General features: G+C 41.5%; 32 protein-coding genes. 6 read left to right on the forward strand and 26 right to left on the reverse strand.

Annotated elements, in window-relative coordinates; translation table 11 throughout:
* Positions 1-172: 172 nt before the first annotated feature.
* The 7 genes from ACEW8F_RS07175 to ACEW8F_RS07205 form a co-directional block, all read right to left on the reverse strand.
* Entirely contained in the window at positions 173-748 is a 576-nt protein-coding gene (locus ACEW8F_RS07175) for a TetR/AcrR family transcriptional regulator (protein WP_373482794.1), read from the reverse strand.
* Positions 749-914: 166 nt separating this feature from the next.
* Entirely contained in the window at positions 915-1,085 is a 171-nt protein-coding gene (locus ACEW8F_RS07180) for an integrase (protein WP_373482795.1), read from the reverse strand.
* Positions 1,086-1,149: 64 nt separating this feature from the next.
* Positions 1,150-1,413 (reverse strand): DUF3795 domain-containing protein, encoded by a 264-nt coding sequence (locus ACEW8F_RS07185; RefSeq protein ID WP_373482796.1) that lies wholly within the window; start codon positions 1,411-1,413, stop codon positions 1,150-1,152.
* Positions 1,414-1,586: 173 nt separating this feature from the next.
* A complete protein-coding gene (locus ACEW8F_RS07190; RefSeq protein WP_373482797.1) occupies positions 1,587-2,078 on the reverse strand; it encodes a prolyl-tRNA synthetase associated domain-containing protein in 492 nt (163 codons plus the stop codon).
* Between the two features lie 196 nt (positions 2,079-2,274).
* On the reverse strand, positions 2,275-2,664 hold the full coding sequence (locus ACEW8F_RS07195) for an FMN-binding protein (RefSeq protein WP_373482798.1): 390 nt from the start codon (positions 2,662-2,664) through the stop codon (positions 2,275-2,277).
* Positions 2,665-2,683: 19 nt separating this feature from the next.
* Entirely contained in the window at positions 2,684-3,145 is a 462-nt protein-coding gene (locus ACEW8F_RS07200; protein ID WP_373482799.1) for a flavodoxin family protein, read from the reverse strand.
* Positions 3,142-3,744: a TetR/AcrR family transcriptional regulator gene (locus tag ACEW8F_RS07205; protein ID WP_373482800.1), complete on the reverse strand. Its 603-nt coding sequence runs from the start codon at positions 3,742-3,744 to the stop codon at positions 3,142-3,144. The genes ACEW8F_RS07200 and ACEW8F_RS07205 overlap by 4 nt, the downstream gene beginning before the upstream one ends.
* Positions 3,745-4,073: 329 nt before the next feature.
* Between ACEW8F_RS07205 and ACEW8F_RS07210 the strand changes: the two genes are divergently transcribed.
* From ACEW8F_RS07210 to ACEW8F_RS07220, 3 genes are all read left to right on the forward strand, one after another.
* Entirely contained in the window at positions 4,074-4,313 is a 240-nt protein-coding gene (locus ACEW8F_RS07210) for a hypothetical protein (RefSeq protein ID WP_373482801.1), read from the forward strand.
* A gap of 137 nt (positions 4,314-4,450) precedes the next feature.
* On the forward strand, positions 4,451-4,837 hold the full coding sequence (locus ACEW8F_RS07215) for a hypothetical protein (RefSeq protein WP_373482802.1): 387 nt from the start codon (positions 4,451-4,453) through the stop codon (positions 4,835-4,837).
* A gap of 155 nt (positions 4,838-4,992) precedes the next feature.
* Positions 4,993-5,589: a hypothetical protein gene (locus ACEW8F_RS07220; RefSeq protein WP_373482803.1), complete on the forward strand. Its 597-nt coding sequence runs from the start codon at positions 4,993-4,995 to the stop codon at positions 5,587-5,589.
* A gap of 642 nt (positions 5,590-6,231) precedes the next feature.
* On the opposite strand, the gene ACEW8F_RS07225 is transcribed toward ACEW8F_RS07220, so the two are convergent.
* From ACEW8F_RS07225 to ACEW8F_RS07235, 3 genes are all read right to left on the reverse strand, one after another.
* Positions 6,232-6,411, reverse strand: coding sequence for a hypothetical protein (locus ACEW8F_RS07225; protein WP_373482804.1), 180 nt, complete (start codon positions 6,409-6,411; stop codon positions 6,232-6,234).
* Positions 6,398-6,835 carry a DUF1810 domain-containing protein gene (locus tag ACEW8F_RS07230; protein ID WP_373482805.1) on the reverse strand — a complete coding sequence of 146 codons (438 nt, stop codon included), beginning with the start codon at positions 6,833-6,835 and terminating at the stop codon, positions 6,398-6,400. Before ACEW8F_RS07230 ends, ACEW8F_RS07225 begins: the two co-directional genes overlap by 14 nt.
* Positions 6,836-6,958: 123 nt before the next feature.
* Entirely contained in the window at positions 6,959-8,422 is a 1,464-nt protein-coding gene (locus ACEW8F_RS07235; RefSeq protein WP_373482806.1) for a YdiU family protein, read from the reverse strand.
* Between the two features lie 291 nt (positions 8,423-8,713).
* Between ACEW8F_RS07235 and ACEW8F_RS07240 the strand changes: the two genes are divergently transcribed.
* Positions 8,714-8,971 carry a hypothetical protein gene (locus tag ACEW8F_RS07240; RefSeq protein WP_373482807.1) on the forward strand — a complete coding sequence of 86 codons (258 nt, stop codon included), beginning with the start codon at positions 8,714-8,716 and terminating at the stop codon, positions 8,969-8,971.
* A 215-nt stretch (positions 8,972-9,186) separates the two neighbouring features.
* On the opposite strand, the gene ACEW8F_RS07245 is transcribed toward ACEW8F_RS07240, so the two are convergent.
* From ACEW8F_RS07245 to ACEW8F_RS07280, 8 genes are all read right to left on the reverse strand, one after another.
* Positions 9,187-10,116 (reverse strand): ketopantoate reductase family protein, encoded by a 930-nt coding sequence (locus ACEW8F_RS07245; protein ID WP_373482808.1) that lies wholly within the window; start codon positions 10,114-10,116, stop codon positions 9,187-9,189.
* Between the two features lie 531 nt (positions 10,117-10,647).
* Entirely contained in the window at positions 10,648-10,836 is a 189-nt protein-coding gene (locus ACEW8F_RS07250; RefSeq protein WP_373482809.1) for a hypothetical protein, read from the reverse strand.
* A gap of 83 nt (positions 10,837-10,919) precedes the next feature.
* Complete coding sequence (locus ACEW8F_RS07255; RefSeq protein WP_373482810.1) at positions 10,920-11,834, reverse strand: ketopantoate reductase family protein; 915 nt, start codon at positions 11,832-11,834, stop codon at positions 10,920-10,922.
* 88 nt (positions 11,835-11,922) lie between these two features.
* On the reverse strand, positions 11,923-13,074 hold the full coding sequence (locus ACEW8F_RS07260) for a DUF924 family protein (protein WP_373482811.1): 1,152 nt from the start codon (positions 13,072-13,074) through the stop codon (positions 11,923-11,925).
* A 149-nt stretch (positions 13,075-13,223) separates the two neighbouring features.
* Positions 13,224-13,553, reverse strand: a complete 330-nt coding sequence (locus tag ACEW8F_RS07265; protein ID WP_373482812.1) for a hypothetical protein — start codon at positions 13,551-13,553, stop codon at positions 13,224-13,226.
* A gap of 99 nt (positions 13,554-13,652) precedes the next feature.
* On the reverse strand, positions 13,653-14,180 hold the full coding sequence (locus ACEW8F_RS07270) for a putative immunity protein (protein ID WP_373482813.1): 528 nt from the start codon (positions 14,178-14,180) through the stop codon (positions 13,653-13,655).
* Positions 14,181-14,224: 44 nt separating this feature from the next.
* The gene (locus ACEW8F_RS07275) at positions 14,225-14,704 is read right to left on the reverse strand and encodes a hypothetical protein (RefSeq protein WP_373482814.1); all 480 of its coding nucleotides are present in this window, start codon (positions 14,702-14,704) and stop codon (positions 14,225-14,227) included.
* Between the two features lie 227 nt (positions 14,705-14,931).
* Positions 14,932-15,915, reverse strand: a complete 984-nt coding sequence (locus ACEW8F_RS07280; RefSeq protein WP_373482815.1) for a serine hydrolase domain-containing protein — start codon at positions 15,913-15,915, stop codon at positions 14,932-14,934.
* Between the two features lie 466 nt (positions 15,916-16,381).
* Here ACEW8F_RS07280 and ACEW8F_RS07285 point away from each other — a divergent pair, with 466 nt between their 5' ends.
* Positions 16,382-16,762 carry an Rrf2 family transcriptional regulator gene (locus ACEW8F_RS07285; protein WP_373482816.1) on the forward strand — a complete coding sequence of 127 codons (381 nt, stop codon included), beginning with the start codon at positions 16,382-16,384 and terminating at the stop codon, positions 16,760-16,762.
* Between the two features lie 97 nt (positions 16,763-16,859).
* Positions 16,860-17,465, forward strand: a complete 606-nt coding sequence (locus ACEW8F_RS07290; protein ID WP_373482817.1) for a class I SAM-dependent methyltransferase — start codon at positions 16,860-16,862, stop codon at positions 17,463-17,465.
* 199 nt (positions 17,466-17,664) lie between these two features.
* On the opposite strand, the gene ACEW8F_RS07295 is transcribed toward ACEW8F_RS07290, so the two are convergent.
* The 8 genes from ACEW8F_RS07295 to ACEW8F_RS07330 all read right to left on the reverse strand — a co-directional run bounded on the left by ACEW8F_RS07295 (position 17,665) and on the right by ACEW8F_RS07330 (position 23,048).
* Entirely contained in the window at positions 17,665-18,063 is a 399-nt protein-coding gene (locus ACEW8F_RS07295; RefSeq protein WP_373482818.1) for a VOC family protein, read from the reverse strand.
* A gap of 237 nt (positions 18,064-18,300) precedes the next feature.
* On the reverse strand, positions 18,301-19,188 hold the full coding sequence (locus tag ACEW8F_RS07300; protein WP_373482819.1) for a helix-turn-helix domain-containing protein: 888 nt from the start codon (positions 19,186-19,188) through the stop codon (positions 18,301-18,303).
* Between the two features lie 157 nt (positions 19,189-19,345).
* Complete coding sequence (locus ACEW8F_RS07305; protein WP_373482820.1) at positions 19,346-19,786, reverse strand: GNAT family N-acetyltransferase; 441 nt, start codon at positions 19,784-19,786, stop codon at positions 19,346-19,348.
* Between the two features lie 161 nt (positions 19,787-19,947).
* A complete protein-coding gene (locus ACEW8F_RS07310) occupies positions 19,948-20,412 on the reverse strand; it encodes a DUF4825 domain-containing protein (RefSeq protein WP_373482821.1) in 465 nt (154 codons plus the stop codon).
* A gap of 300 nt (positions 20,413-20,712) precedes the next feature.
* Positions 20,713-20,997, reverse strand: a complete 285-nt coding sequence (locus ACEW8F_RS07315) for a hypothetical protein (RefSeq protein ID WP_373482822.1) — start codon at positions 20,995-20,997, stop codon at positions 20,713-20,715.
* 109 nt (positions 20,998-21,106) lie between these two features.
* On the reverse strand, positions 21,107-21,634 hold the full coding sequence (locus ACEW8F_RS07320; protein WP_373482823.1) for a putative immunity protein: 528 nt from the start codon (positions 21,632-21,634) through the stop codon (positions 21,107-21,109).
* A 105-nt stretch (positions 21,635-21,739) separates the two neighbouring features.
* Complete coding sequence (locus tag ACEW8F_RS07325; RefSeq protein WP_373482824.1) at positions 21,740-22,207, reverse strand: GNAT family N-acetyltransferase; 468 nt, start codon at positions 22,205-22,207, stop codon at positions 21,740-21,742.
* A 166-nt stretch (positions 22,208-22,373) separates the two neighbouring features.
* A complete protein-coding gene (locus ACEW8F_RS07330; RefSeq protein ID WP_373482825.1) occupies positions 22,374-23,048 on the reverse strand; it encodes a transposase in 675 nt (224 codons plus the stop codon).
* Between the last annotated feature and the right edge of the window lie 382 nt (positions 23,049-23,430).

The following is a 23,430-nucleotide window of genomic DNA, read 5'->3' on the forward strand; positions in this document are numbered from 1 at the left end:
ACCTTTCTTAGAGACTGGACATCTTTAAAGGTAACGCATTTGATCGGTATTGACAATGGCTCTTTGCTTCGAAACCACCTTAATGGGTGCACAACTTTTTGGAGACCTTTTGCTTAACTAATATTTTACCAAACACAACCAATTATAAGTTTTAAACACGTTCTAATTTTTCCTAAGGTTTTTGTACATAATCCAATAGTCCATAGAAATACATTTTTCTTAGTTGTTTCTGAAATTCACTGTAATCACTAAAAATTTCCTTCCAGCTTCCATCCCTGACTAGTTCATTAAGTTTTTCTGTCACTAACCAGATCAGCTCAGGTGATAAATCAGTTCTAACCTCTCCCTTAGTTTGGGCAGCTTCGATATTCTTCAGATACCGACTCTTCATTTCTTCAATAGTATCTTCTACAGATAAAATATCTTCAATAAAATCACTTTTCAGATTTGCGAGAAAGTTAATTCTCCACTGTGTTATTAACTCCACCTTTTCCGGAAAACCTATATCAAGTTCATTTATTTCATCAAACTTTGAGAATCCATTCTCAATCAATTCATTTCTAATATGTCTTACTAACTCATCTTTATTAGAGAAATACTGATAAAAAGTCACCTTGCTTACATTAGACTCATTACAGATTTCTCCAATCGTTATTCTCTTAACACCATGCTTGAAAAATAAATCCTTAGCAGTTTCAATAAGTTGCGTGCACTTTTTTGAGGTATATTTTTTATTCTTAGCTTTCAAGGTATCACTCCAATACGAAAGTTAACCATTTATAATAAGTTAACTTATTTTGTTCAATTGTATATTAAAGTAAACTTGTTTGTCAAGTTATAAATGCAATATTAATTGTCAAAAAAATCAAAAGACAGTCGATTGAGAGGTTCATCTTCCCAACCGACGGCCTTTATTAAGCTACCTCTATTATTTCAATTTCTTCTCTTGTCTTAAACTCAACAGCCAGTTTCTCATCAAAAACAGTCACATCCGCTATAAGATGCTTTGTCAGCCGCCCATCATATTCTTTCAGTTTACAGATCTGTTCATCCACATGACGAGGGCCCTTTCGTTTGTTAGGCATGACGTGGGGACGTTTCGTTTGTCATGAGTTAATGATCAATCCAAATAATCCCTTGATCAATTGATCATTTTTGATCGGCCCAAAGCTTACATTGTTCAATCCTTTTTCCATCATCTCCCTGATCTTTATCGTAAGAGAACTGGCGGAGTAATTCACAAGGAAAACTATTACAGTCTCCACAATATTTGTGTTTTTTTGTCTCACAACACGACCTGACCGGACATGCCTCTCCCCAAAAAGGTTTATCCATCACCATACAACCCTTGCAATTCATTGATTCCCGATAACTGCATTCACTGCACAGTAACCCACATCTTGACTCTACCATTTAATACACCTCCTGAATTTCGGATGATTATATCATCGGTAACACGACACCTACATGTCATGATTCTAAAAAATGGCTGCTCTTTTCCTGCCACATAATGCTCCTGCCAGAAAGCGGAAATTTCCTCTTCGCAACAATGCCTGCTTTGTTTTGTTTGAACTTCTTGTTTTATCTTACTCAAGGTTAATTATCTCAACTGAACTACCGTGGGTCCTGAGCAGCTCAACCAGATCCGCTGTTTTCAGCCACACCGTCATCGTATTTTCATTGGGATGAATCGCAATGATACGATTATTAAAGCGTTCGTCAATAAAAACTGCAACTCTTTTGTTCTTGTCGTTAAAAACACCAAATGGTGTGACTGAACCTTTTTCAAGTCCCATTATTTCCTGTAAATCTTTCTCGGAAGCAAAGCTGAGACGCCGCGAGCCAATCGTTTCTCGCAGATTTTTCAGATCAACCTGCTTTTCTTCTTGCACCGAAATCAAATAGAAGTGCTTCTTTTTATCATCCCGAACAAACAAATTTTTGGCAATACAATCGGCGTCGGGCAAATTGAGTTTTTTCATTTCATCAATGGTATACACTGCTTGGTGCTCAACCGACCGATAAGAAATTTTAGCATCATCCAACAAATCGAGTACTCCTTGCTTCTCAATAGACATAAGCGTTCCCCTTTCCTTTGTTTTAATTTCACCCGATCGTTATCGACAAAATGATTTTACCGCACATGACGTAGGGAAGCCTGTTTTACATAATGGATGAAAGGAATCCCCAGACACTTCTTTTGAAAATTGACATTTTACCCCCCAATTTAAAATACCACTATTACGCCACTTCATAGACGCAATCCAAAGGTAATTATGGTTTATTTACTCCATTTTTCAATGCTTCTTCAACCGCTTTTAAAAAACCATTACTACTGGCAGTAGCCCCGGATATAGCATCAATATCCGAGCGTTGTTCTTCTAGTATAGTTTCAGTTAAGTTATTCACTAAGTTTTGTCGCCCATCTTGTATCTTGAGAGGATGTATATTTATGATTTCATGGTTAAGTACTGTCACCTCAACCTTATTGGTAAAGCGGTAATTATCATAAACTCCCACATATTTACCGTCTGAAATCCTTGTCAAATCAACATTGCAAATCACCAATGACAGTGTCTCATTCTTGCCCAATAAAGCGAAAACAGCTGTTAAGCATAGCATCAGAAGGAATACAATCCCTGTCCATTTTAGAAACTTTTTCAACCTTCTTTACCTCCCTGTTCTAACTGCTAAACCTACTCAACATTTCGTTAATCTGTTCTTCTCTAATTGCATTCGACCAATTTACAACTCCACAATCGGCTATATTTCCGTTTTTAGCACTAACCATTCGCTTTATTTGTTTGATAGCATGATTTCCACCCATCCAAGCTTTTGGAAAATGTTCAGTAACAAAACATGAAATCTTTTTGCCTTGTAGGTCTGGAAGTTTCGCCAGGTAAGCCTTCATAATTGGATTCAAGGAAAATGCTCGGACTGGTGCGCCCAATATAATCTCATCATACTGAGAAGTATCAGGGATTTCTGTCAGTTGAATGGGCTTTCCACTATTGGGAGCCTCATCACTGGCTTTGATTCTTTTGAGACTAACTTCGTGACCTTTTTTGAGCAACAAAACTTTCAGTCTTTCCCCCACTGACAAGGTATTACCTGAGTAAGAATATAGAATAATGCCAATTTTCATACTGTTATTTTTCCTCCTAACAAATGATTGATGATTGAATCTAGATCTTCAAGTAAATTTTCTTCTTTCATTCCATTATCTGAAAAGTAAAGTGCCAACAAACCATGTATGGAATATATCATTATTTTTGCAATCACACCGATATCTGCCATACGGATCACACCTTTTTCGACAAAACTTCCATAGGTAATTTCCCAATGTTTTTCAAAATCCGGGAGCTCCGGCTGGGTTGATTCCGGATTTAATCGATATGAATAAAAAAAATGAAAAATATGCGGATGTTCAATATAGTACGTCACATAGGCCCGGTTGGTCCTTTTAATCTCCTCCAAATCAATGACTTTACCTAGCATTTCACCCTGCATATGGCACATGACATCCTCAATCATAACGTCTTTCACTGCCTTTAAGAGTTCATTGACATCAGTAAAATAGTTATATATCGTGGTATAAGCATAACCGGCTTTTTCCGCTACCTTACGAACAGAGACATTTTCAACCCCTTCACTCATGATGATTTCTTTGGCGGCCTGTATGAAATAGGATTTAACCCTTTGGCTTTTGATGCTTTGTTTGTTATTTTTATCTTCTTCAATCATTTAAAGTGACTCCTTTCAACATTAGCATGTATTTTTTTAATACCACTTCTATAATAATACTAACACTGTTAATTTTATCATCATTCTTTTTTTTGTCAATAGCAAAACATAAAAATGACTTATTAATTATAATATCCAGGCCTATCAAAGAGATTCATCTACACTTGATATTGAGATCATCAAAGATTATTTTTCGACGGCGGCAGATTTTGTTCATTTTTTGGCGGACGAAAATCAGGACGAAGGAAATACTATACATCGATGGCAAGGACTATGTCAGTTCTGTACGGGGGGAAATATGAAAAAAACACAATTCTCAATCGAAATAAATGCAGCTAAAGAAAGAGTTTGTATTATTCAGGCACAGTACAGACACAAAAGAGAGTGGACAGCAGGAACGCGAAAAAGAGTGGGCTGGGGGGACAGAGAGTTATTTCCTTGCCGAAAAAAATGGAGTTACGAAATTAATTGTTAAAACCGATGTTCCACAAGAACAAGAAGAAACATTTAGTATCAGGTTTCCCAGAGCTCTGGGGCGTATAAAAGCTTTAGCGGAAAAAATGCAATAAGAATCTAATACCGGTGCTTGAATTCACTGAAATTTCTGTGATAAAATAAAACAACTTGATAACAATGATGGTAACGTCATTGTCACTTGGGTAGATGAATCCAGTCAGCCTGGGTATCCGGTATTCGTCCCGGAGCGGTGCTGCTTTCCTGGAATGGTCAGCCAATTAATGAGGCGATTGACCATGTTTCCACCCTTTTTGGAGGAACATCAGCAACAACCGAAAACCTGGAAATTAAAAAAGCACCCTATCTTGTTCGCGCGCCAGTGGGCACCGACATTCAGCTTAGCTATAAAACACCGGATTCTTCCCTGACCGAGTCGGTTTCGCTTGTGGCCGATGATGATCACGGGCTATCCTTAAGCATAAACTATCCGGTGGATAGCCAGAATGGGATTGGTGGTGTCAGCCCCGATATCAGACTACCAATGACCGCCCAAAATACCGTTCGCATTGCTAATGGCGAAGATGTCGAATTGGATGAAGCGATTAAAGCGATGCACAAAAAACTAAACAATCAATAGAATCAACATGCGGTCATATCGAAGCTGCTTTGCGCAGCATGGCAGTGGAGAATGAACCGAACCCGGTGAAAATAAACTGGAACTGTTAATATGAAGCTGAAATCATCGATGCAAAAGAAATAAAAATAAATGTTATCAAAAAAAGAGGGGTGCAAATGGCTAACAAAATTCTAACAAAAAAGTTTTTTCGGGATAATCCCTGTTTGGAAAATTCTGTTCAGCAGTTTATTTATAGCTATCTTCTATATGATGGGGTCGAAGATGTTGCGAATGAAATGATATTACAAAATGGACTCTTGAGCAATGAACGCCTTGAACAGATTAGGCAGGAGAATGAGCTCATAAAGTCAGAACAAAGCCCTGAGGCAATCTTTCAGCTTTTACGCAAAAAAATAGATATGATGAATCGGGTTGAGCTAATTAGTAAAGCTTTGGAGTTTGAAGAAGTGATCCTTCCGATGGTAATCGAAAAGCTGATGCGTAGTAACCATCATATTTTTATTGAAAATTCAATGTTTTTTCTTGCTAAAAGTCAAAGAAATGGCTCGCCATTGTTACAGGAAAAATATTCTGAGATCCGGAGTCCTTATGTGCAGTCATTAATTTGTCTGATTATTGGATTTAGAGGGGAAGAAGACACCATTTCCTGGATGATGGACCGATTCTTTGAAATGAAAAAGATGTACCCAAGCGAAACGTATGCTGAGGGACCATTGATAGCGCTGCATGAACTTAATTGTCGGTTTTCATAAAAAATATACTGTGTTTTGCCGATGGGATTTGTAAAGCGGAAAGCGAACCAGCAACATATTGCCGTAACGTTTTGTCGATCATGTTATGGAAACGTCGCCTTGTCATGAGGCGACTCAACCTCCGTTTACAGAGTTATTCTTATGTCAGGATAACTGGCTGAACGCAGTATCCGCGCTTTTACAATCAGACGAAAAAACTGGGTCAGACCGTAGCCGGTTACATAATTCTTAAACAAGACAATATGCTGGCTAAGAGCGTTTACAGTATCATGCGACAGGAACGGCGCGAACAGCAACCACGCAGGGCGCACGACATTGACCGATAAACGAGCAAAGCAGCGGGCGAAAAAACGCCCGTCGCGCTATTTAGAAAGAAAAAAGAGCCTGAAGTAGCGATTGTTGCTGAAGTGCTGAGTAAAGAAGAGCTTTTGCTTGAAGAAATCCGCGATATTCTCAAAACAAAATAGTTTAGATCGAATGTTCGTTAAACTTTCCCAACTAAAAAATACAGCTAGCCCATTAAACAAAGACATCTCCTGATGAAGGGACGTTTTGTTTGTCATACTATTCCCATTCTGATATATTATATTTATTCAATAAGCTTTGCGATAATTTAATCCCCTCTTTAGTAATTGCTACTGACTAGGAACGTTGATTTCCCTGTCTTATATAATCTTCCTCATAGACTTCGGTTCCCGCTACTGTAAAAAGATAGTCCCGATCTCCTGGTTTGATAATTTCGCTGATTCTTCCTCGTCGTAATAATCGTATCCCCGGTCCAGGATCGTTTTGTCGATAGTTCTCAAAATCATTCACCTTCATCGGTTGTTTCTCCCTTGCCTAATTGATCGGCTGTGACTTCATCTATTTCACCACCAAAAAATTTATCCAGCACCGCCTTAAAGGTCGGATTACCATCGACCAGATAAAACAAGGTCATTGACGATTTCAGCTTCAAATCATCGGGCCGACCAAATACCGCATTGGCATTACAAGACTCAAGCTTCAACAGTTCCCCGGAAATCTCCAACAAACGCGAACCTAGCAGCGGATGGGCCATATACGCCTTGGCTTCTTCCCAATTTTTTATTCCATAATACCTGGCAGTTTCACTCCTGCCCAACCCTTTAAGCTGGGGAAAAATAAACCACATCCAATGGCTGCGCTTGCGACCATTTTTTATTTGTGTTAGTGCCTGCCCATAGCTTTCTTCCTGGGCTTTGACAAAACGCTCAACTGTATCCATCCGCTGTCCCACTCCTTCGTAATAATTATGCGGCCTTTCATGACAAAGACATCATCAAGAGATGTTTCGTTCGTCATCCCCATCGCTTCCATTTTTGTTTTTAAATAGCACTGTATTAAAAAATCACGTCCCGCAATAGGTTTTATAGGGACTAATCGAAGGTTCTGATGGTATCATAAATTCCAGATTAAGCGAATTGTAATCGTATGGTGACTGAAGGACTGCTAATAACTGCTGCAAGGGCTTAAAATCATCCTGTTCGTTAGCCGCTTGCAAGACTTTTTCAACCTGATGATTTCTTGGTATGACCACCGGATTCGCTTGTTTCATTAACTCCTTGATGCCTTGATCTGTTTGTTCCTGTCTTTCCAAACGGGCTTTCCATCGATCTAGCCAATCTTTAAAGGCATCACTTTCATATAATTCTGACGGCGGGTTTCGGTCAAGCGTTAAATCTACAAAGGTATTGGTATAATCAGCCTGATACTCCTTCATTAATCCCAATAACTCGGCAATCAGCTTCTCGTCTTGCGGCTCTTCATTGCCAATGCCCAGCTTTAATCGCATTCCCTGGAGCCAGTTCGCCTGATATAATGAAGGAAAGTTTCGCAGTGACGCTTCGACTAATTTAAGTGCCTGTTCCTGATTTTCATCGACTAACGGAATCAGGGTTTCGGCAAAGCGGGCTAAATTCCATAAGCCAATATTGGGTTGATTCCGATAGGCATACCGTCCCTGCAGATCAATGGAACTAAATACCGTTTCCGGATCATAGTGATCGATAAAGGCACAGGGACCATAATCGATTGTTTCACCACTGATGGTCACATTATCGGTATTCATGACCCCATGAATAAAGCCGACCAGCTGCCACTTGGCAATCAGTGAAGCCTGCGCTTTGATGACTTCATCTAGTAAACTCAGATAAACATTTTGTTCGGACTGAAGCAAGGGAAAATGACGTTTTATGGCATAATCGGCCAGGGCTTTGACATCCATGGCGGTTCCCCACTGAGATGCATATTCAAAGGTGCCGACCCGAATATGACTGGCCGCCACGCGGGTTAAAATAGCCCCTTTGAGGGGTTTTTCGCGATACACTGGATCGCCCGTTGTCACGACCGCCAAACTGCGTGAAGTCGGAATGCCCAGATAATGCATCGCTTCACTGATCAGATATTCCCGAAGCATCGGTCCCAGCGCCGCTTTACCATCACCACTGCGCGAATAAGGGGTTTTCCCTGATCCTTTAAGTTGGATATCAAAGCGCTCGCCAGCTGGTGTGATCTGTTCGCCAATCAGCATTGCCCGGCCATCACCGAGCATCGTAAAATAACCAAATTGATGCCCGGCATATGCCTGGGCGATCGGTTTTGCATTTGCCGGCAAGGCCTGACCGGCTAAGATATTGATCCCAGCCTGACCCATTAGTGCCTCAGCATCTAAACCAATGTCTTTTGCTAAAAGCTGATTCAAAATAACAAGTTTCGGTGCGCTGACCGCTTCTAATTTAAGTGAGGTGTAGAATAATTCTGGCAGTTTTGCGTAACTATTTTCCAAATTCCAACCAATGTCATTTTTTTCCATTGTTGTAACCATTCCTTTCGTTCACTCAAGGCCCCAAGTGACCTGAAACAACTTGTCATTTCTGATTTCGCTTCCGGCTATTTGGAGCATTAACACATTTATGATGGCATGACCAACGAAACGACACGATGTCATTCCCAAATCAAAACGCCAATCTTCTTTACATTTCCCTCTCCAGCCCTTATACTCAACATATGTCCATTTTACAGGCATTTAAACAATGTTCTCCGGATGTAATCACACATTGATGATCGAGAGGTAAAAAACATGGTTCGAATTTGGGGAAAAATCATGAAAAACAACAACTTTTTAGAAGAAAAAGTTATCGAAATTGATAACAAATCCATGCATATATATGATAAAATCCAAGCTGCTTTAGAGACCTTATGCCATGACTTTGATTTGGAAAAACCGATGTGGTTTGACAAAAATACAAAGGAGCTTAATCAGATTTCCAAGACAACTTTTCGTGAAGATCAGTTTATCGAATCGATTTGGTTTGATTATTTAGAAATCGAAATTATCGACGATGGTAAAAAGAAAGCCTAAATATGCCGGATGATCTAAACATAAAAGTATTGAACATGAATCGGAGACGATTCGTTTGGCAGGTCCTTTCTTTTTAATGCTTGTTTTGGATCAGCACATCAGTAAGATTGCATCACTCCATCGGTTTTTTAAATGGCTCTCCCGATACTCATCCCGGCTTTTTCCTCAGAAAAATGAACAAGGACTATCACTTCGGATCATGCTAGCCTATTTTTTTACCGCTCTCTATCTTGGAGCAGAAGATTATATTGCTTTATCATCGGCACATTCACCTTGAATTCTTCCGAAATCGACAAAAGATTATCGACAAATAGCTCCTTTTCGTTCTTCTTTAACGGGTTCTCAAAATCTCTTTGAAAAGATGTTTTTGCCTCAAATGGAAATGATTTTGCCTTATCAAGCGAACGCATTATTTCCATTTCTTGAAGTATTACACCTTTTTTTGAAGCTAATTTGACAATTTCCGTCATAATCGCTTTCACATTACTCTTTAACTGATTATTCTCATAAACTTCCCCTAATGTCTTCCTTGTTGCTGAAGTCACGATTCCATAAGCCGCAATAAACAAATATTTTGTCCAAATCTCTAAATCAGGAATTGGCAAATAATCATAACAAATACCCAATTCTTTAAGGATTGCCGCTGTTTCAACAGCAGCCTTTGCGCCCTTGATTCGATCATCTCCAAAAATAATCCGCCCATTCCCACCCTTTTGTTTAATAACCCCAGGTTCTTCTACATGGGTTCCAACATAGACACAGGCCGGCAAAACAGCCCCCTTATCGGTATAGCTTCTTATTCTTTCCGGTATATCAATTCCATTGAGTAATGATAGAATAACCGTTTGATCTGTCATGACGCGATTCACATCCTGTACCGCTGCAGCCAGGTCATATGACTTCACACACATTAAGATCAAATCGGGTTGTGGGATTTCTAGAATACTTTGGGTCGCCATATCCGGATGGGTTATGACTGTTTCATTTTCACCAATTAATTTCAGTCCACTTTTTTGAATTTTATCCAAGTGATGGCCCCGGGCAATCAAACTGATATGATACTGATTGTTGCTGTTATTTTGGATCATTTTTGCTCCAAAATATCCTCCAACCCCGCCAACTCCATAAATACAAATATTTTTCATTGATTTTTCTCCCTCTCCCTCATTTGTCTTAGTGTCGGCATTTGTAAAATACAGAACCGCGATGATAACAGTGGGTTTTAGCACGACAAGCTAAACGGCCCTTTGTCATATTCTGTCCTCTTTAGCAGTTACAGTTGATTTTCGCCGGGTTCGGTTCATTCTCCACTGCCATGCTGTGCAAAGCGGCTTCGATACGACCGCATGTTGATTCTATTGATTGTTTAGTTTTTTGTGCCGCGCTTTAATCACTTCATCCAATTCAACATCTTCGCCATTGGCCATGCGAATGGCATTTTGGGCGGTCATTGAGCATCTTTGATTCTACCATGGCATCAGGGATCGGATCGGGATTGTCGACACCGACAAACATATCCCGCAATTTATTGGAAACCACTGAATCCGGATAGTTTTTGCTCAAGGATAGCCCGTGATCATCATCGACCACGAGAACAACCGAATCGGTCAGGGTTTATCAAGTTGTTTTATTTTACCGCAGAAATTTAAGTGAACTCAAGCACCGGTATTAGATTCTTATTGCATTTTTTCCGCTAGCATTTTTATACGCTCCAGAGCTCTGGGAAATCTGATATTAAATGTTTCTTCTTGTTCTTGTGGAACATCCGTTTTAACAATTAATGTCGTAACTCCATTTTTTTCGGCAAGGGAATAACTCTCTGTCCCTCCAGCCCACTCTTTTTCACGTTCCTGCTTTCCAGTCACTTAGCATCTTTCTCGTTTTCGGCATGTTTAATAATCATCCGGATTTGAACAGAGATTAGGATGTATTAAGCCCCTGAAAAATACTAAACATAGCCCTTTTCAATGGCCATGATGTTGTCATAGAGCATGGCATTTACCGGGGTCTTGATCCCATGCTTTTGCCCAAGTGCCACCACCGTTCCGGAGAAAAGTGCCACCTCGCTGGGGCGTTTGGCTTCGATATCCTGTCTCATGGAAGGCTTTCCGGCATCACTCAGGGCATCCACCACGCCCAGCCAGTAGGTGATATCCGCCTCATCCAGCGCCACCCCTTCCTGCTTCGCCACCGGAATAACCTCGGCCATGGCGGCAATCATCAAGTTCCGGGCTTTACCAGGTTTTTTGACACTACCAAAGTTCTGGCCATAAACTGAAACCACCTGATTAACCCCGACATTTAGCATAAACTTAGACCAGATTTTGCGGTCCATTCGGTTATCAATCTGATAGGCGATGCCCGCCCGATCAAAAAACCGTTGAACCCGGATTACTTTCTCAGCGGGCTGATCATCCGCCCGATTGCCAAAACAGATCATCCCCGCATTGGTATAACTCAGAGCATTGCCTGATTTAAGGGTGTCCATCCCCTGGGCACAGGACCAGATCAGATTTTCTTCTCCAAAGGCTTCCCCAATAATGGCTTCACTGGTAATCCCGTTTAATAGCGACAGCATTAGGGTATCCGGACCGACACATGGCCGGACGGCCTCGATGGCATCGCTTAACCCGTTTATTTTAACCGCAAAAATAATCAGATCGGCTTTTTGTGCCTGTTCCGGGGTTTTATAGTGAAACCGGCAGGGTACACCATTACAGGAGACGCCATTATTCTGATAGTTTTTAATCCGCTTTTGATCGGCGATGATGGTCAGATCATCCCCGATCTTTTGGGCGATCTGGGCTCCGAAAAGAATACCCAGGGCACCCAAGCCAATGATTGCTACTTTTTTTATTTCCATGCTTACCTCATTTTTCAACCGGATCGGCCCATGTCGCTTTAACCTGATCTGTACTTAAATTTCAAGAATCAACCGGTTTACCAACAGTTTAAAAGCTGCTGCCCGGTTGTTTCAAAAATTCTATTTCAGCCGGAGTGGATTCCCGCTTCAGGATCTCATTACGATGGGGAAAATGTCCAAACTGATCAATGATCTGCTTGTGCTTTATTTCATATTCCAGGGTTGCCGGGTCGCCCAGCGCTTCAAAAAGCGACAGGGCTGCCTGATGGATGTCCGCTGCTTCTGAATGCATAAACGGCATTAGTATAAACCGCTGCCAATCCTGAGGCAATCCGTTGAAATCAGGATGGCGAATGGCTTCCTGAGACAGCACCAGGGCCATTCCATCCTGAGCAAATGCCTTGGGATTATCGCGGTTTAAATTTCTGGAAAACTGATCCAGCAGAATAATCTCGGCCAGCCGTCCTTCAATGGTATCCCGCCAGTCTGATAAAAGGCCGTTGCAACCCGCAACCCAGTGATCATAAAAATTTGTTTTAATTGCCAAGTCAAAGGTTTGATTTTTCTGAAACCAGAAGGGCTGGTTTTGGGGATCGAACCAGAAATCCAGCACTGCTTTCGCATCGGGATGGATGCCCTTCGACGATGAAAAGACCTGTTCCAGAATTTCGGCTTTCAGACTGGCACAGTCCCGATAAAGAGCGTTCGCCTCAGCCTGATATCGGTTTTGAAAATCTTCGTCATGGATCAGCATCAAATTAACATCAATGCCAGACTTCGATGCCGCTGCGGCCGCCTCCGCCAGATAGGCCCCGCCAACCAGATCCCCCAGTACTCTTGAAAAACTGCCTTTGATCACTTTTTCGATCTGATCAAGCAGGCTGTGACAATGTCTGAGCATCTGAATAAACGGTTCAGTGGCTCCTTTCATCGCATTTTCATACGCTTCCCGATCGCCAGCCTTATTTTTTGCGGCTGTGATAACTTGTCCATAGGCCATCATATCCACATCGGCCAGTATCAGACAGGCCTGGCGAAGCTCGGCACCCATCGTAATGGATTCCACCAGTAAGGGGTTATCCCCACTTTTTCTGAGACTGCCATCGCAGGACATTTCCAGCAGAGCTGCTGCCATCGCCGCTGCCGTTGCTGCCGCACTGCCCGCTGCCGGGCCCGGAAAATCACAAACTGACATTTTTGTCAGATAATCAGCTACCGTTAATTCACTAATTTTATACATTTTAATCTCCCATCGATTGTCTTTACATAACGAAAAACCACTTCTCATTTTGATTACATTAAATTATTGGAACCTGCCTGGTCATTCTAAAGTTGATCAGCGGAATGCCTCATCTGACTCATCAATACTTTCCACTAGCATTGCTCCATTTATCCGCACATGTCCACCGGGATCTCATTCAGATAGGCTCGAAGACTTAGGTAATACGCATTAAAATCCTGATTTAGCTGCGCCTTTTCGATTTCGGCCAGATATTTCTGATGCAGTTTATCCCAGTTGATGGATTTCCAATCGGTAAAAGCATATTCTGTTGACAGGGTCTGATGCAATTCTTCAAAAGCCATTGTCCAGGTCAGATTACTAAAATCATCTTCTAAATCCGTTGCAGGACTCGGTTTGTTGAACCAAGAGAGCGTTGCGATTGCGACCAGAACAAAACCAACAATGACAATCAGTGTTCGTATTTCATGCTTTTTCATAAAAACTCCTTTGTCAACGTTATCAAGCTGTTTTTATTTTATCACAGAAATTTCAGTGAATTCAAGCATCGGTATTTAATAACTTCGAGATCTATCCTGTTAGCAGTTCCAGTTGATTTTTTCCGGGTTCGTTTCATTCGCCACTGCCATGCTGCGCAAAGCGGCTTCGATGCGACCGCATTCTGCGGCAGCGGATTGTTCAATTTCGTCCCAGCTTGCCGCTGTCCCGAGTTGATCATAGGCCACAGCCAATGCTCCATAAAAAGCCAAACCGATACAATGCTGGGCTGAATGAATAGTCGATGCCGATTGACCAATTGCCCTTGCTGCCGCTTGAGCCACCGGATTTCCCTCTGCGTCACGGGCCGCGCCATGGCAGGCGAGAATTTCCTTTTTAGCCTGGGGCAGTTTGATTGTCCCTGCCAACCATTCCCGAGCGGCCTTTAACGCTTTTTGTGGTCGCAAATCATCGGGGTAATCCCGCTCCCATAATGGCTGCATCACCGCTTCACAATAATCAATTGCCCAGTTTGCAAGAGTTTCTTTACTCTGGGTTTCAATTAACCTCATCAGCGATTGAATATACGGCGCTTTCCAGTCACTTAGCATCTTTCTCATTTTCGGCATGTTTATTCCCCTTCTTATCACACATAGTCAACACAGACTTTTTATTATATGCGCTTGATTATCGTAGCAACAAATTTCTCAACCCCTTTATCAATCGTATTGATCAAGAGCGCCGGATCTTCAAAATCAGGTGCGTGTGTCAATATGCATTCTGCGATAGCATCCTGATTATTTTTATCATGAAATACATTTATTTCATCTGAAAGATTATCAAGTATCGATTGATGTGTCCTGGCAATATCGCGGTTCCGGGCCGAAAGCCATACCTCAAAGGTCCCTTTTTCATGTAAATACACAATCGCAATTTTTAAACCTTTATCTTTTAACGGCTTCGTACTCAAAGAAAAGTATGACATATCCAGATATCCCTGATAGATGCTGCTGACATCGTAGTGTGGGTATTTATTAATAAAAGCTGCTCTTAATTTACCCACAAACGCCAATATCCCTCTATACGCAATTTGGATTTCGCCCAACCGCAACTGCTGAGTATACTCCTCGATTAGCTTATTTAGATTTTTCATACTTTTGCCTCCAACAAATTTAATTTAGCTGTTTTGAATACACGACAAACGAAATGCCCTTTGTCAAAGATAAAACTCACTCTATAGTAGAATGACTGTGAATAAAAAATTCTTCCTGACTTGGCTGGTATTTTTTCTTCTGTGACCATTCTTTTCATTCTTCTTTAACAGTTTCTCAACTTTACTATGCAGTGTAATGTCATCCTAAAAAATAGTGTCTCGCGATTTCACACCATACTGTTTTCAAATGCCGGTTCAATCGTCGTTTTGATCAATTCAATGCGATCCCGGGCATCTGGCATTAAAAGAGACGCAATCGCAATCACCATGCTGTTCTTGTTATTGATGTAAATCACATTGCCGCCATCGCCCAGGGCTGCAACGCTGTGGGCCTGATCAGCAATTATCCACCACAGATAGCCATACGAAAGCTTATCCAATCGGCTACATTCCTTTGTGCTTTCAGCAATCCAATCGGCTGGAACAAGCTGTTTCCCCTGCCACCTGCCACCGTCCAGATATAACTGCCCGATTTTTACCATATCCTCAGGTGTCAGAAATAAGCCCCAGCTTCCCGTGTTGATTCTCTGCGGATCAACTACCCAACCACTGGTGTTTTTATCATTCATCACCGCCATATGCTCTTCTTCACTACGCAACAACAGATTATGGGGAACCCTGATTCCCATCGGCGTAAACAAATATTTTTCAGCAAAATCAAGAATGGACTGACCGGTTGCCCGCGCCAGAATCCCTGCCAAAATGTGGGTACCACCAATGGCGGAATAATTGAATTCACCGATGATGCCATTTCCACCTAATAAATCCAGGGCATCCTCAATCGGATTTTGACTTGTGAAAAATAATTCGTAAGGTTCAGTTTTGTACTTATACGGCGCCGTCATCGTCATCAGATGTTTAAGGGTAATCTCCTGAATGGTTTTTTCATCGTCTTTAACCTTATAATCCGGAAAAAATGCCAGTACCTTCTGGTCCAAACTGTCGATATAGCCCTGATCAATGGCTATTCCGATCAACGCCGAAAGTACGCTCTTCGTCACCGAGCTTACATGAACCGCATTATCAGCCGTATACCCGTTAAAATATTTTTCGTAAACTTTGATACCGTTTTTTTGCACAATAATGCCGGCAATATTACCATACTCTCTGTTTATTACTGTTTCAATTGCATTAATTCTTATTTGATTCATTTAATCATTCTCCTTTAAGTGATAAAGGATATCCTTGTAGTTTAGGATAAATTGATTAAAAATTATTTGCAAGACTTATTTTGAAAAATAATAACCGATCTCAGGTTATTATTCCTGTCGGTTTAAGACCTACACCAGGTTTTCTGCTGACCATGCTGCTGGTGGAATTGGCAGCATTAAAGGCGAATAATTAGGAATATCAAGTCAACGCTGCTTAAGCAGCACTCAGTTCAATGGATTGCATTTATGATTGTTATGACATTAAAGCAGACGATAAAATTTACTTCGCCCCGGAAAACCGGGGCGGTATCTGGATTAAACTATAAAAAGGCTTAAGAATCAACCGATAATTTTGAAGAATCGAATGTCAATTATGCGCTTATTAAAAATGCTATTGACATTTCAAATCTTGTCATTTATAATCAAAGACAAATACAGTCTGTGTTTTCTTTATGGGGGAATAATTATGAAATATACGAAAGCAACGGATTATGCTTTGCATATAATGGCCTATTTCATTAAGCAAGAAGGCAAGAACAATTTTAGTCTTCAGCCATTAGCGAGTCATATGAATATATCACCAACCTACCTGTCCAAGATACTAACCCAATTAGTAAAGGCTGACCTTATTCAGTCTACTGCTGGCGTAAATGGTGGCTATAGTCTTAGAAAACCTAAGACTGAAATTAGCTTTTATGACGTCATTCAAGCCATTGAAGGTAGTGGCGCTCTTTTCACTTGTGAAATGGACGAGAACCGTGCTTGCCCAATCGAAAAGGTTATGAGAGACGCTGAAGAGAAAATGGTGAACGATCTTAAAGAAAAGCGGTTTTACAACATTGTCTAAAAGATGAGCTCGAAACATTTGCAGTTTTAACTGCTCATTTTTTTAACGCAATCATAGACAAATGCAGTCTGAATTATATTTTATAGGAGATTTTATCATGGATCACAATCACAACCAACAGGATCAAAAATTTTTAACCAAAATGGCTTTTTTAGATAGCAAGCAAAGAGAGCGTCTCATCCCACCAGAAGTACTAATTAATCAAATGCCCATTCATAATAACCATACGCTACTTGATGTGGGCGCTGGTTCAGGTTTTTTTACGATTCCGATGGCAGAGAGGACAATCAATAAAGTCTATGCCATGGACCCTGACAAACGCATGCTCAGTGTCATAGAAACCAAAGCGAAAGAAAAAGGACTTCATAACATTGAACCTCTTCAAGAGACTATTGAGAATTTAAGTCTTCAAAATGACAGCATTGATTTTGTTATGGCTTCTCTAATCCTTCACGAAGTAAAGTCACTGACGATAGCGCTCACCAAAATATTTGAAGTGCTATCAGTCGGAGGACACTTATTATGTCTTGAATATGAAAAAGACGACTTGATTATCGAAGGCCCCCCCATGTCCATTCGTATTAAATCAGAGGAACTCGAAAAAGCATTGTTAGCCATTGGCTTCGAGATTGTGAAGAAGACTAAAATTAATGATGCTATTTATACTGTTTTAGCAGCTAAAACCGAGAAGCAACGTGTTTAAAATGGCATTGCAAAAGGGTACTATGCAAAAAAATGAGCACGTTGGATTTGCCATCCAAACTGCTCATTTTTTTGTCGCAATTAAAGAAAAATACAATCTGCCCTAGATCACAAGGCATGCAAGAAAACCTTTTGTGATCTGTGAAAAAGATGTCGCTATGACTTAACTTTGCTCATTGCCTCAAGTTTACCAGGGAACATTAATCCTCGTCTTTTACAAAAGAACCAATCTCGATCAGGTTTCCCTCTGGATCAGCGATATAACAGGTGCGCTGACCCCAAGGCTCTGTTGTTGGCGGCATGATCGGCTGGCCACCTTTTGCGGTAATTTCAGCAAAAGTTCTGTCCACTTCGTCAAAATTTTCAACACTCAGTGCAATTTCAAAATGTCCATTGACACCTTGTGCATAGCCAAATCTGCGCCCGGTCATCGCTTCAAAATCCTGTCTGCCAAAGAAAAGAAACAACGTTCCGTCTTTTTCCAAATAGACATTGCTGGTGTCTTCTGTTTCTGTAATTTCAAACCCCAACACCTCCCGATAAAAACGGATCATGGTAGCCATATCCTTTACAAACACCCCGACGCCTTCTAATTTCATTTTAAATCTTCTCCTTTGGTTTTTGCCGCCATTTTATCATGGGAAACATGACACCTGTATGTCACGTATGTCCAAAAAATATTACGGAAGCTATTATCGCATCTCCTTAAGTTTTTTGAAGAATTGTGAGAGACCCGTCCGAATTATTTCGTCTTTTGAACGATCATCAGTTAACATGTTTTCTCACAATTCGATCATTATTCTGTGATAACTTGAAAGCTAATTGGTCAACTTCAGTCAGACCTCCATGCTTGTCGTTTCGGATGAATGGCTTGAGTAACGCTCCGCACAAAAAAAATCAGTCGACAAATTTTTATTTGGTAGCCAAACCTGATACAAGTATTGCTGGGCCTTGTATAAAACATCCATTACAAGCTCTTTGAAGTTCTCGGCTTCAAAACTGCAAACAATGTATTCTCCTTGCGGCAGCTCCCAACTGCTGACATTGTCCTGAATTACAGCCGCTTGGGTTGTTCCGCCAGCAAAATAACAAAAGTAGCCCTCCTCAGAACAAGGATAGGTCACCCCAATTTCTCCGACATCATCAGGAAGCCCCAATAGCGCCCCCTTCTGCCTATGAAAATCCCGCCAAAGGGTATCCAGGGGATCTGCACCTGATTCCGTTCCCAGGCCATTTAAAAACTGGACCGGCAGCTTTTTCTCGAGTCCCACAAAAAAGGCCGGTTCCATCAGCTTCTGCCGGTTAATTTCGAGGACAATTCCCTCCGTGATAAGCGGTACCCCTTCATCTAGCAGCACATAGTTAAGCAGCAGCTCCGGTTTAGTCATATAATTCAGTGCGGTCGGATTCTTGCGGTATTCACTCGGTGTCATCCCAAAGGTATCCTTAAAGGTTCGGGAAAAATTCTCGTGCGATGAAAAACCCAACTCCAATGCGATATCCAGAACACGCTGATCCGTTTGCAGCAGCGCCTCGGTTGCCTTGGCCATTCGCCGTAACCGGATGTATTCGGCCACCGGCTTTTTGACTAACCGGCTAAACAGACGCTGAAAATAAAAGGGTGACAGGGCAGCCATCCTGGCGAGCTTTTCAATTTCAATTTCCTCAGTCAAATGGTCTTCAATAAAATCAATGGTTTCTTGTATTTGTTCCCATGCATGCATTCTAAAGCACCTCCTTGACTGATAGCCTATCATGATATGCCAAACAGCGCTTGACTGGGTCTGCCTTTTTAGCGCAAGGTACTGTAATAGTCGATGCGCTTGGCCCCAAAATATAAGCGCTGAAGCCATAACTTGCGATAATCAGGATCATAATCCTTCATCGCTCTCGCTTCAGGTAGACCATATCAACAAGCTGTGTTCCATCATCAAACATTGGATGGTCATAATTGTCCGTAAAAAAGTTTTGTATCCGATATGATTCTGTAAATCCACATTTCTGATAAAAACAAAGCGCCGAAGGAACATCACCCGTTCCTACAAGCATTGTCTTGCAATCGCTGTAATGAAAAAACAGAAAATCGATCAGTCCTTTTCCATATCCCTTTCGCTGACAATCGGGCCTAACCGCAATGTTCTTAAGCTCATAAATGCTGTCTGCCTCTTTAGTAACCACACATTCGGCTTTGACGCCTTGATCGTCCAAAACAAACATTTCCCCACGCTCAAGGTACTTGTCTATCATGTCGTCCTGTTCGTCAGCCAATAAAAGCAAGTCGATATATGCTTTCTTATTGTTTTCAACTTTCCTTATATTCACCAGTATTCACTCCTATTTTAAAACTCCAATCCATACAAAAAGCCATTGTCAAGCCTTTACAGATGCGCCATTCTAAATCCCAGGAATCGATACACCTTCTCCTTCTTTTTTCAAGCATCTCGCAGTCTGATGGGTATGATGACAAACAAAGCGTCCCGACGTCATTTATTTGTGAGTTCTTCGATGATGGATTTTAGTTTATCCTTCGATTCGCCAAGATTTTTTACATTCTCATCGATCAGCGCCGATGCCTCTTCTGTAGTCATTTTAAACTGCTCATCACCATTATTAACTTCGACATAATCCAGATTTTTGATTAAACCCAGTAACTGAATCGCCGATGGCACAAAATCACTTTCATTAATAGATCCATCCTTTTCAGCGATATTTATGATCAGCCCATAGGGTTCCTGACTGGTTTCCAGCTGGATCGTATAATCGTTTATCTTGCCCAAGCCAGTCTTTTCGATTAATGCATAAACGGCGGCATTGTCTCCCACAAACTCCACCTTGGCGGCATAAAGATCGTCCGCTGTTTGTTTGACTTCCTGCGATAATTGACTACACCCAGTTGCACCAAAAAGCAATACTATCATACACATTAAACTAATAGCCATTCGTTTCATTGTTTTCTCCCTGTTTATTTATAATTGATTACCTGCGCATTTCTATAGCCTAGATTCAATCACCTGTTTTTCTACCCAATACTTTGCAACCACAAGGTATCGTAGCAATAAATTAAATTACCCAATCCAAGTCCGGTTATATGCATTCGTTGATTGCATAACTTATTTTAGACTCCAGTTACAATTTTTTGTGCAAAGTCGGTTGCTTCTTTTAAATCCTTAGAGTTTGGGTGCGTTGCGGAAACAAATAATATCCTACCCTTACAAACAAATTCGTCAAGAACTTTTGTTCCCTTTTCTTCAAGTATATTGCGAACCGTGCTGCCTTTGATTGCCTGAAGCACAGCTTGTTACCAGTGCCGCATATTTGGGCACGGGTGCCTCAAGCGTTTTTATGTACGACAATAGCGCTGGCATACTAGCACCACCATAAATGCCGCCAACGATAAAAAGCAAATCGACATCATGCAAGGCCGGATTCTCAGTGATATTTTGGACATTGATATTCAAAGACAAACCGATCGCTTCCGCCAATTTTTTTGAATGTTTGGTTTTAGTTGCATAGATGACAGCGGTCTTCATCATTTTCAATGCCTCCAGTAATTTAATCATGACAAGGGGATACTTCCTGCCAGTTCCCGAAGATCTTCTTGCTTCAATCCCACCTGTTCCGCTTTTTTACTCTTTGTCCTATTTAGCAATTCCAGTTTATTTTTGCCGGGTTTCTTTCATGCTCCACTGCCATGCTACGCAAAGCGGCTTCGATGCGACCACACTCTGCGGCGGCACTTTCTTCAATTTCATCCCAGCTTGCCGCTGTCCCGAGCTGATCATAGGCGACTGCCAAAGCCCCATAAAAAGCCAAACCGATACAATGCCGGGCGGAATGAATGGTCGATGCTGATTGACCAATGGCCCGGGCCGCCGCTTGCGCCACTGGATTCCCCTCTGCGTCACGGGCAGCGCCATGGCAGGCGAGGATTTCCTTTTTTGCCTGGGGCAGTTTGATCGTCCCAGACAACCATTCCCGAGCCGCCTTCAAAGCCTGCTGTGGTCGTAAATCATCCGGGTAGTCCCGCTCCCACAAGGGTAGCAGCCTCTCTTCACAATAAGTAATGGCCCAGTTTGCAAGGGTTTCTTTACTCTGGGTTTCGATTAATCTCCGTAACGATTGAATGTATGGTGCTTGCCAATCATTTAACATCTTTCTCGTTTTTGGCATGTTTATTCCGCTCCTTTTTAGTCATTCTGATAATTGCCTTAACCAATTGGGATGACAATGGATGCAACGGGATCGCTGGTATGCAGTTCCTGAACAGCCCCCATATCATGTCTCGAGTAATCCCGGTTCTTTCTCCATAAATACCAGATTCAAATCTTCTGACAGCGGTTTGGTTTTGAATTGGATAAAGCCGAGGCGTTTATAAAGCCTTAAATTTCTAAGACTTTGATCGCTGGTAAACAGTTCTTGCCGTAGTCCTGAGTTGTCTTTTTCAATTTCTTTCAGCAGTGCTGTGCCAATGCCCTTTCCCTGATAATCGGGATGTACAATCAGTTTGCCGATATAGAGCGTATCATTATCAACAAAACCTCTGACCGATCCAACCAGTTCATTCTTTTCATTCACGGCCTGATAGAATGTTCCTTTTTCAAACTCCATCAACACTTCTTCCAGTGTTTGGGTCAATGGCTGAATTTCATAATTATTTAACAGTCTCGCTTCGCTCTGGTATGCTAAATACTGAAGTGACAAAATATTTTCAAGATCTACTTTTCCAGCTTTTATGATTTTCATGTTTTTTTCCTTTCCCGAGTATTGCGGGGATGCTTCACACGTTATGAACGCTTCGAATGACAAAGGGTCGTTTCGCCTGTCATACTCGTCATTTCACGGCCCGCTCCACCATCATCTTGCCCAGTCCCAACACTCGGCTCAATTGACGGATACTGCCACCGGTTTCCTACTGAATCTTTCGGATCAGCTGATTTCGCTTGTCTACCGACAATTCTCCCAGATTCTGGTATTCGAGGTTCTGGCTGAGCCGATCAGTCAGTCGTTCATCTGTCCATCTCGTTTTTGAGCGGTTATCCAGACATTCGTCCTGGTTTTCTTCCTCAGAAAATCGAATAAAGTCTGCTTCTGTTGGAAAATAGTCTTTGATTATCCCACTATCAAGTGACGTTGCCTTTCCCTGGTACGCCTGCCTGATCTGATGATAACTGCTCCACGAATATTCTTCCAAGCAGGAAGCTATTCCGGCTTTTATGGGATTGCAGTGAATGTAGCGAACCACCGTCATCACATACAAGTCGTCCTCCACGGCTTCGCTGTTGAAACGATTCTGAAAGAGGTGCCCGGTTCGACCATATTTGTTATTATGCAATTGCACATAGCCAACGGTCATCCGTTTGATGCTGGTTCCCAGTTCTTCGCCTTCTTTGATCAGCAGATGAACGTGGTTGTCCATCAGACAATAGGCATACAACTCAAAGCCGCCGATTTCTCTGGCTTTATTCAGCTTTTCCATAAAAATTGATCGATCCGCATCATCCAGAAAAATATTACGCCCATCCAGACCTTTCAGCATTACATGGTAAATGCCGGTTGCGCTTTTAACCCGGGCGTGTCTTGCCATTTCTGATTTCACCTCCGGTTTTTTTAAGTGTATCACGGTTTGATGATGACAAATGAAACGTCCCCATGTCATACGTCCCCATGTCATACATCACTCAATCTAGATTTTTGATTGATTTCGAGACATTCTGATTTTTTTCTCCGAAAAACGAACAAAATCTGCCACCGTTGGGAAATAGTCTTTGATGATCTCAACATCAAATGCAGTCGGATTTCCCTGATAGCCCTGGATAACTTTATCATATGTGTTTGGTAAAATATTAGTTAAGCAAAAGGTCTCCAAAAAGTTGTGCACCCATTAAGGTGGTTTCGAAGCAAAGAGCCATTGTCAATACCGATCAAATGCGTTACCTTTAAAGATGTCCAGTCTCTAAGAAAGGTAA

The sequence above is a fragment of the Acetobacterium sp. genome, from assembly GCF_041752335.1.
Classification (GTDB): Bacteria; Bacillota; Clostridia; order Eubacteriales; family Eubacteriaceae; genus Acetobacterium.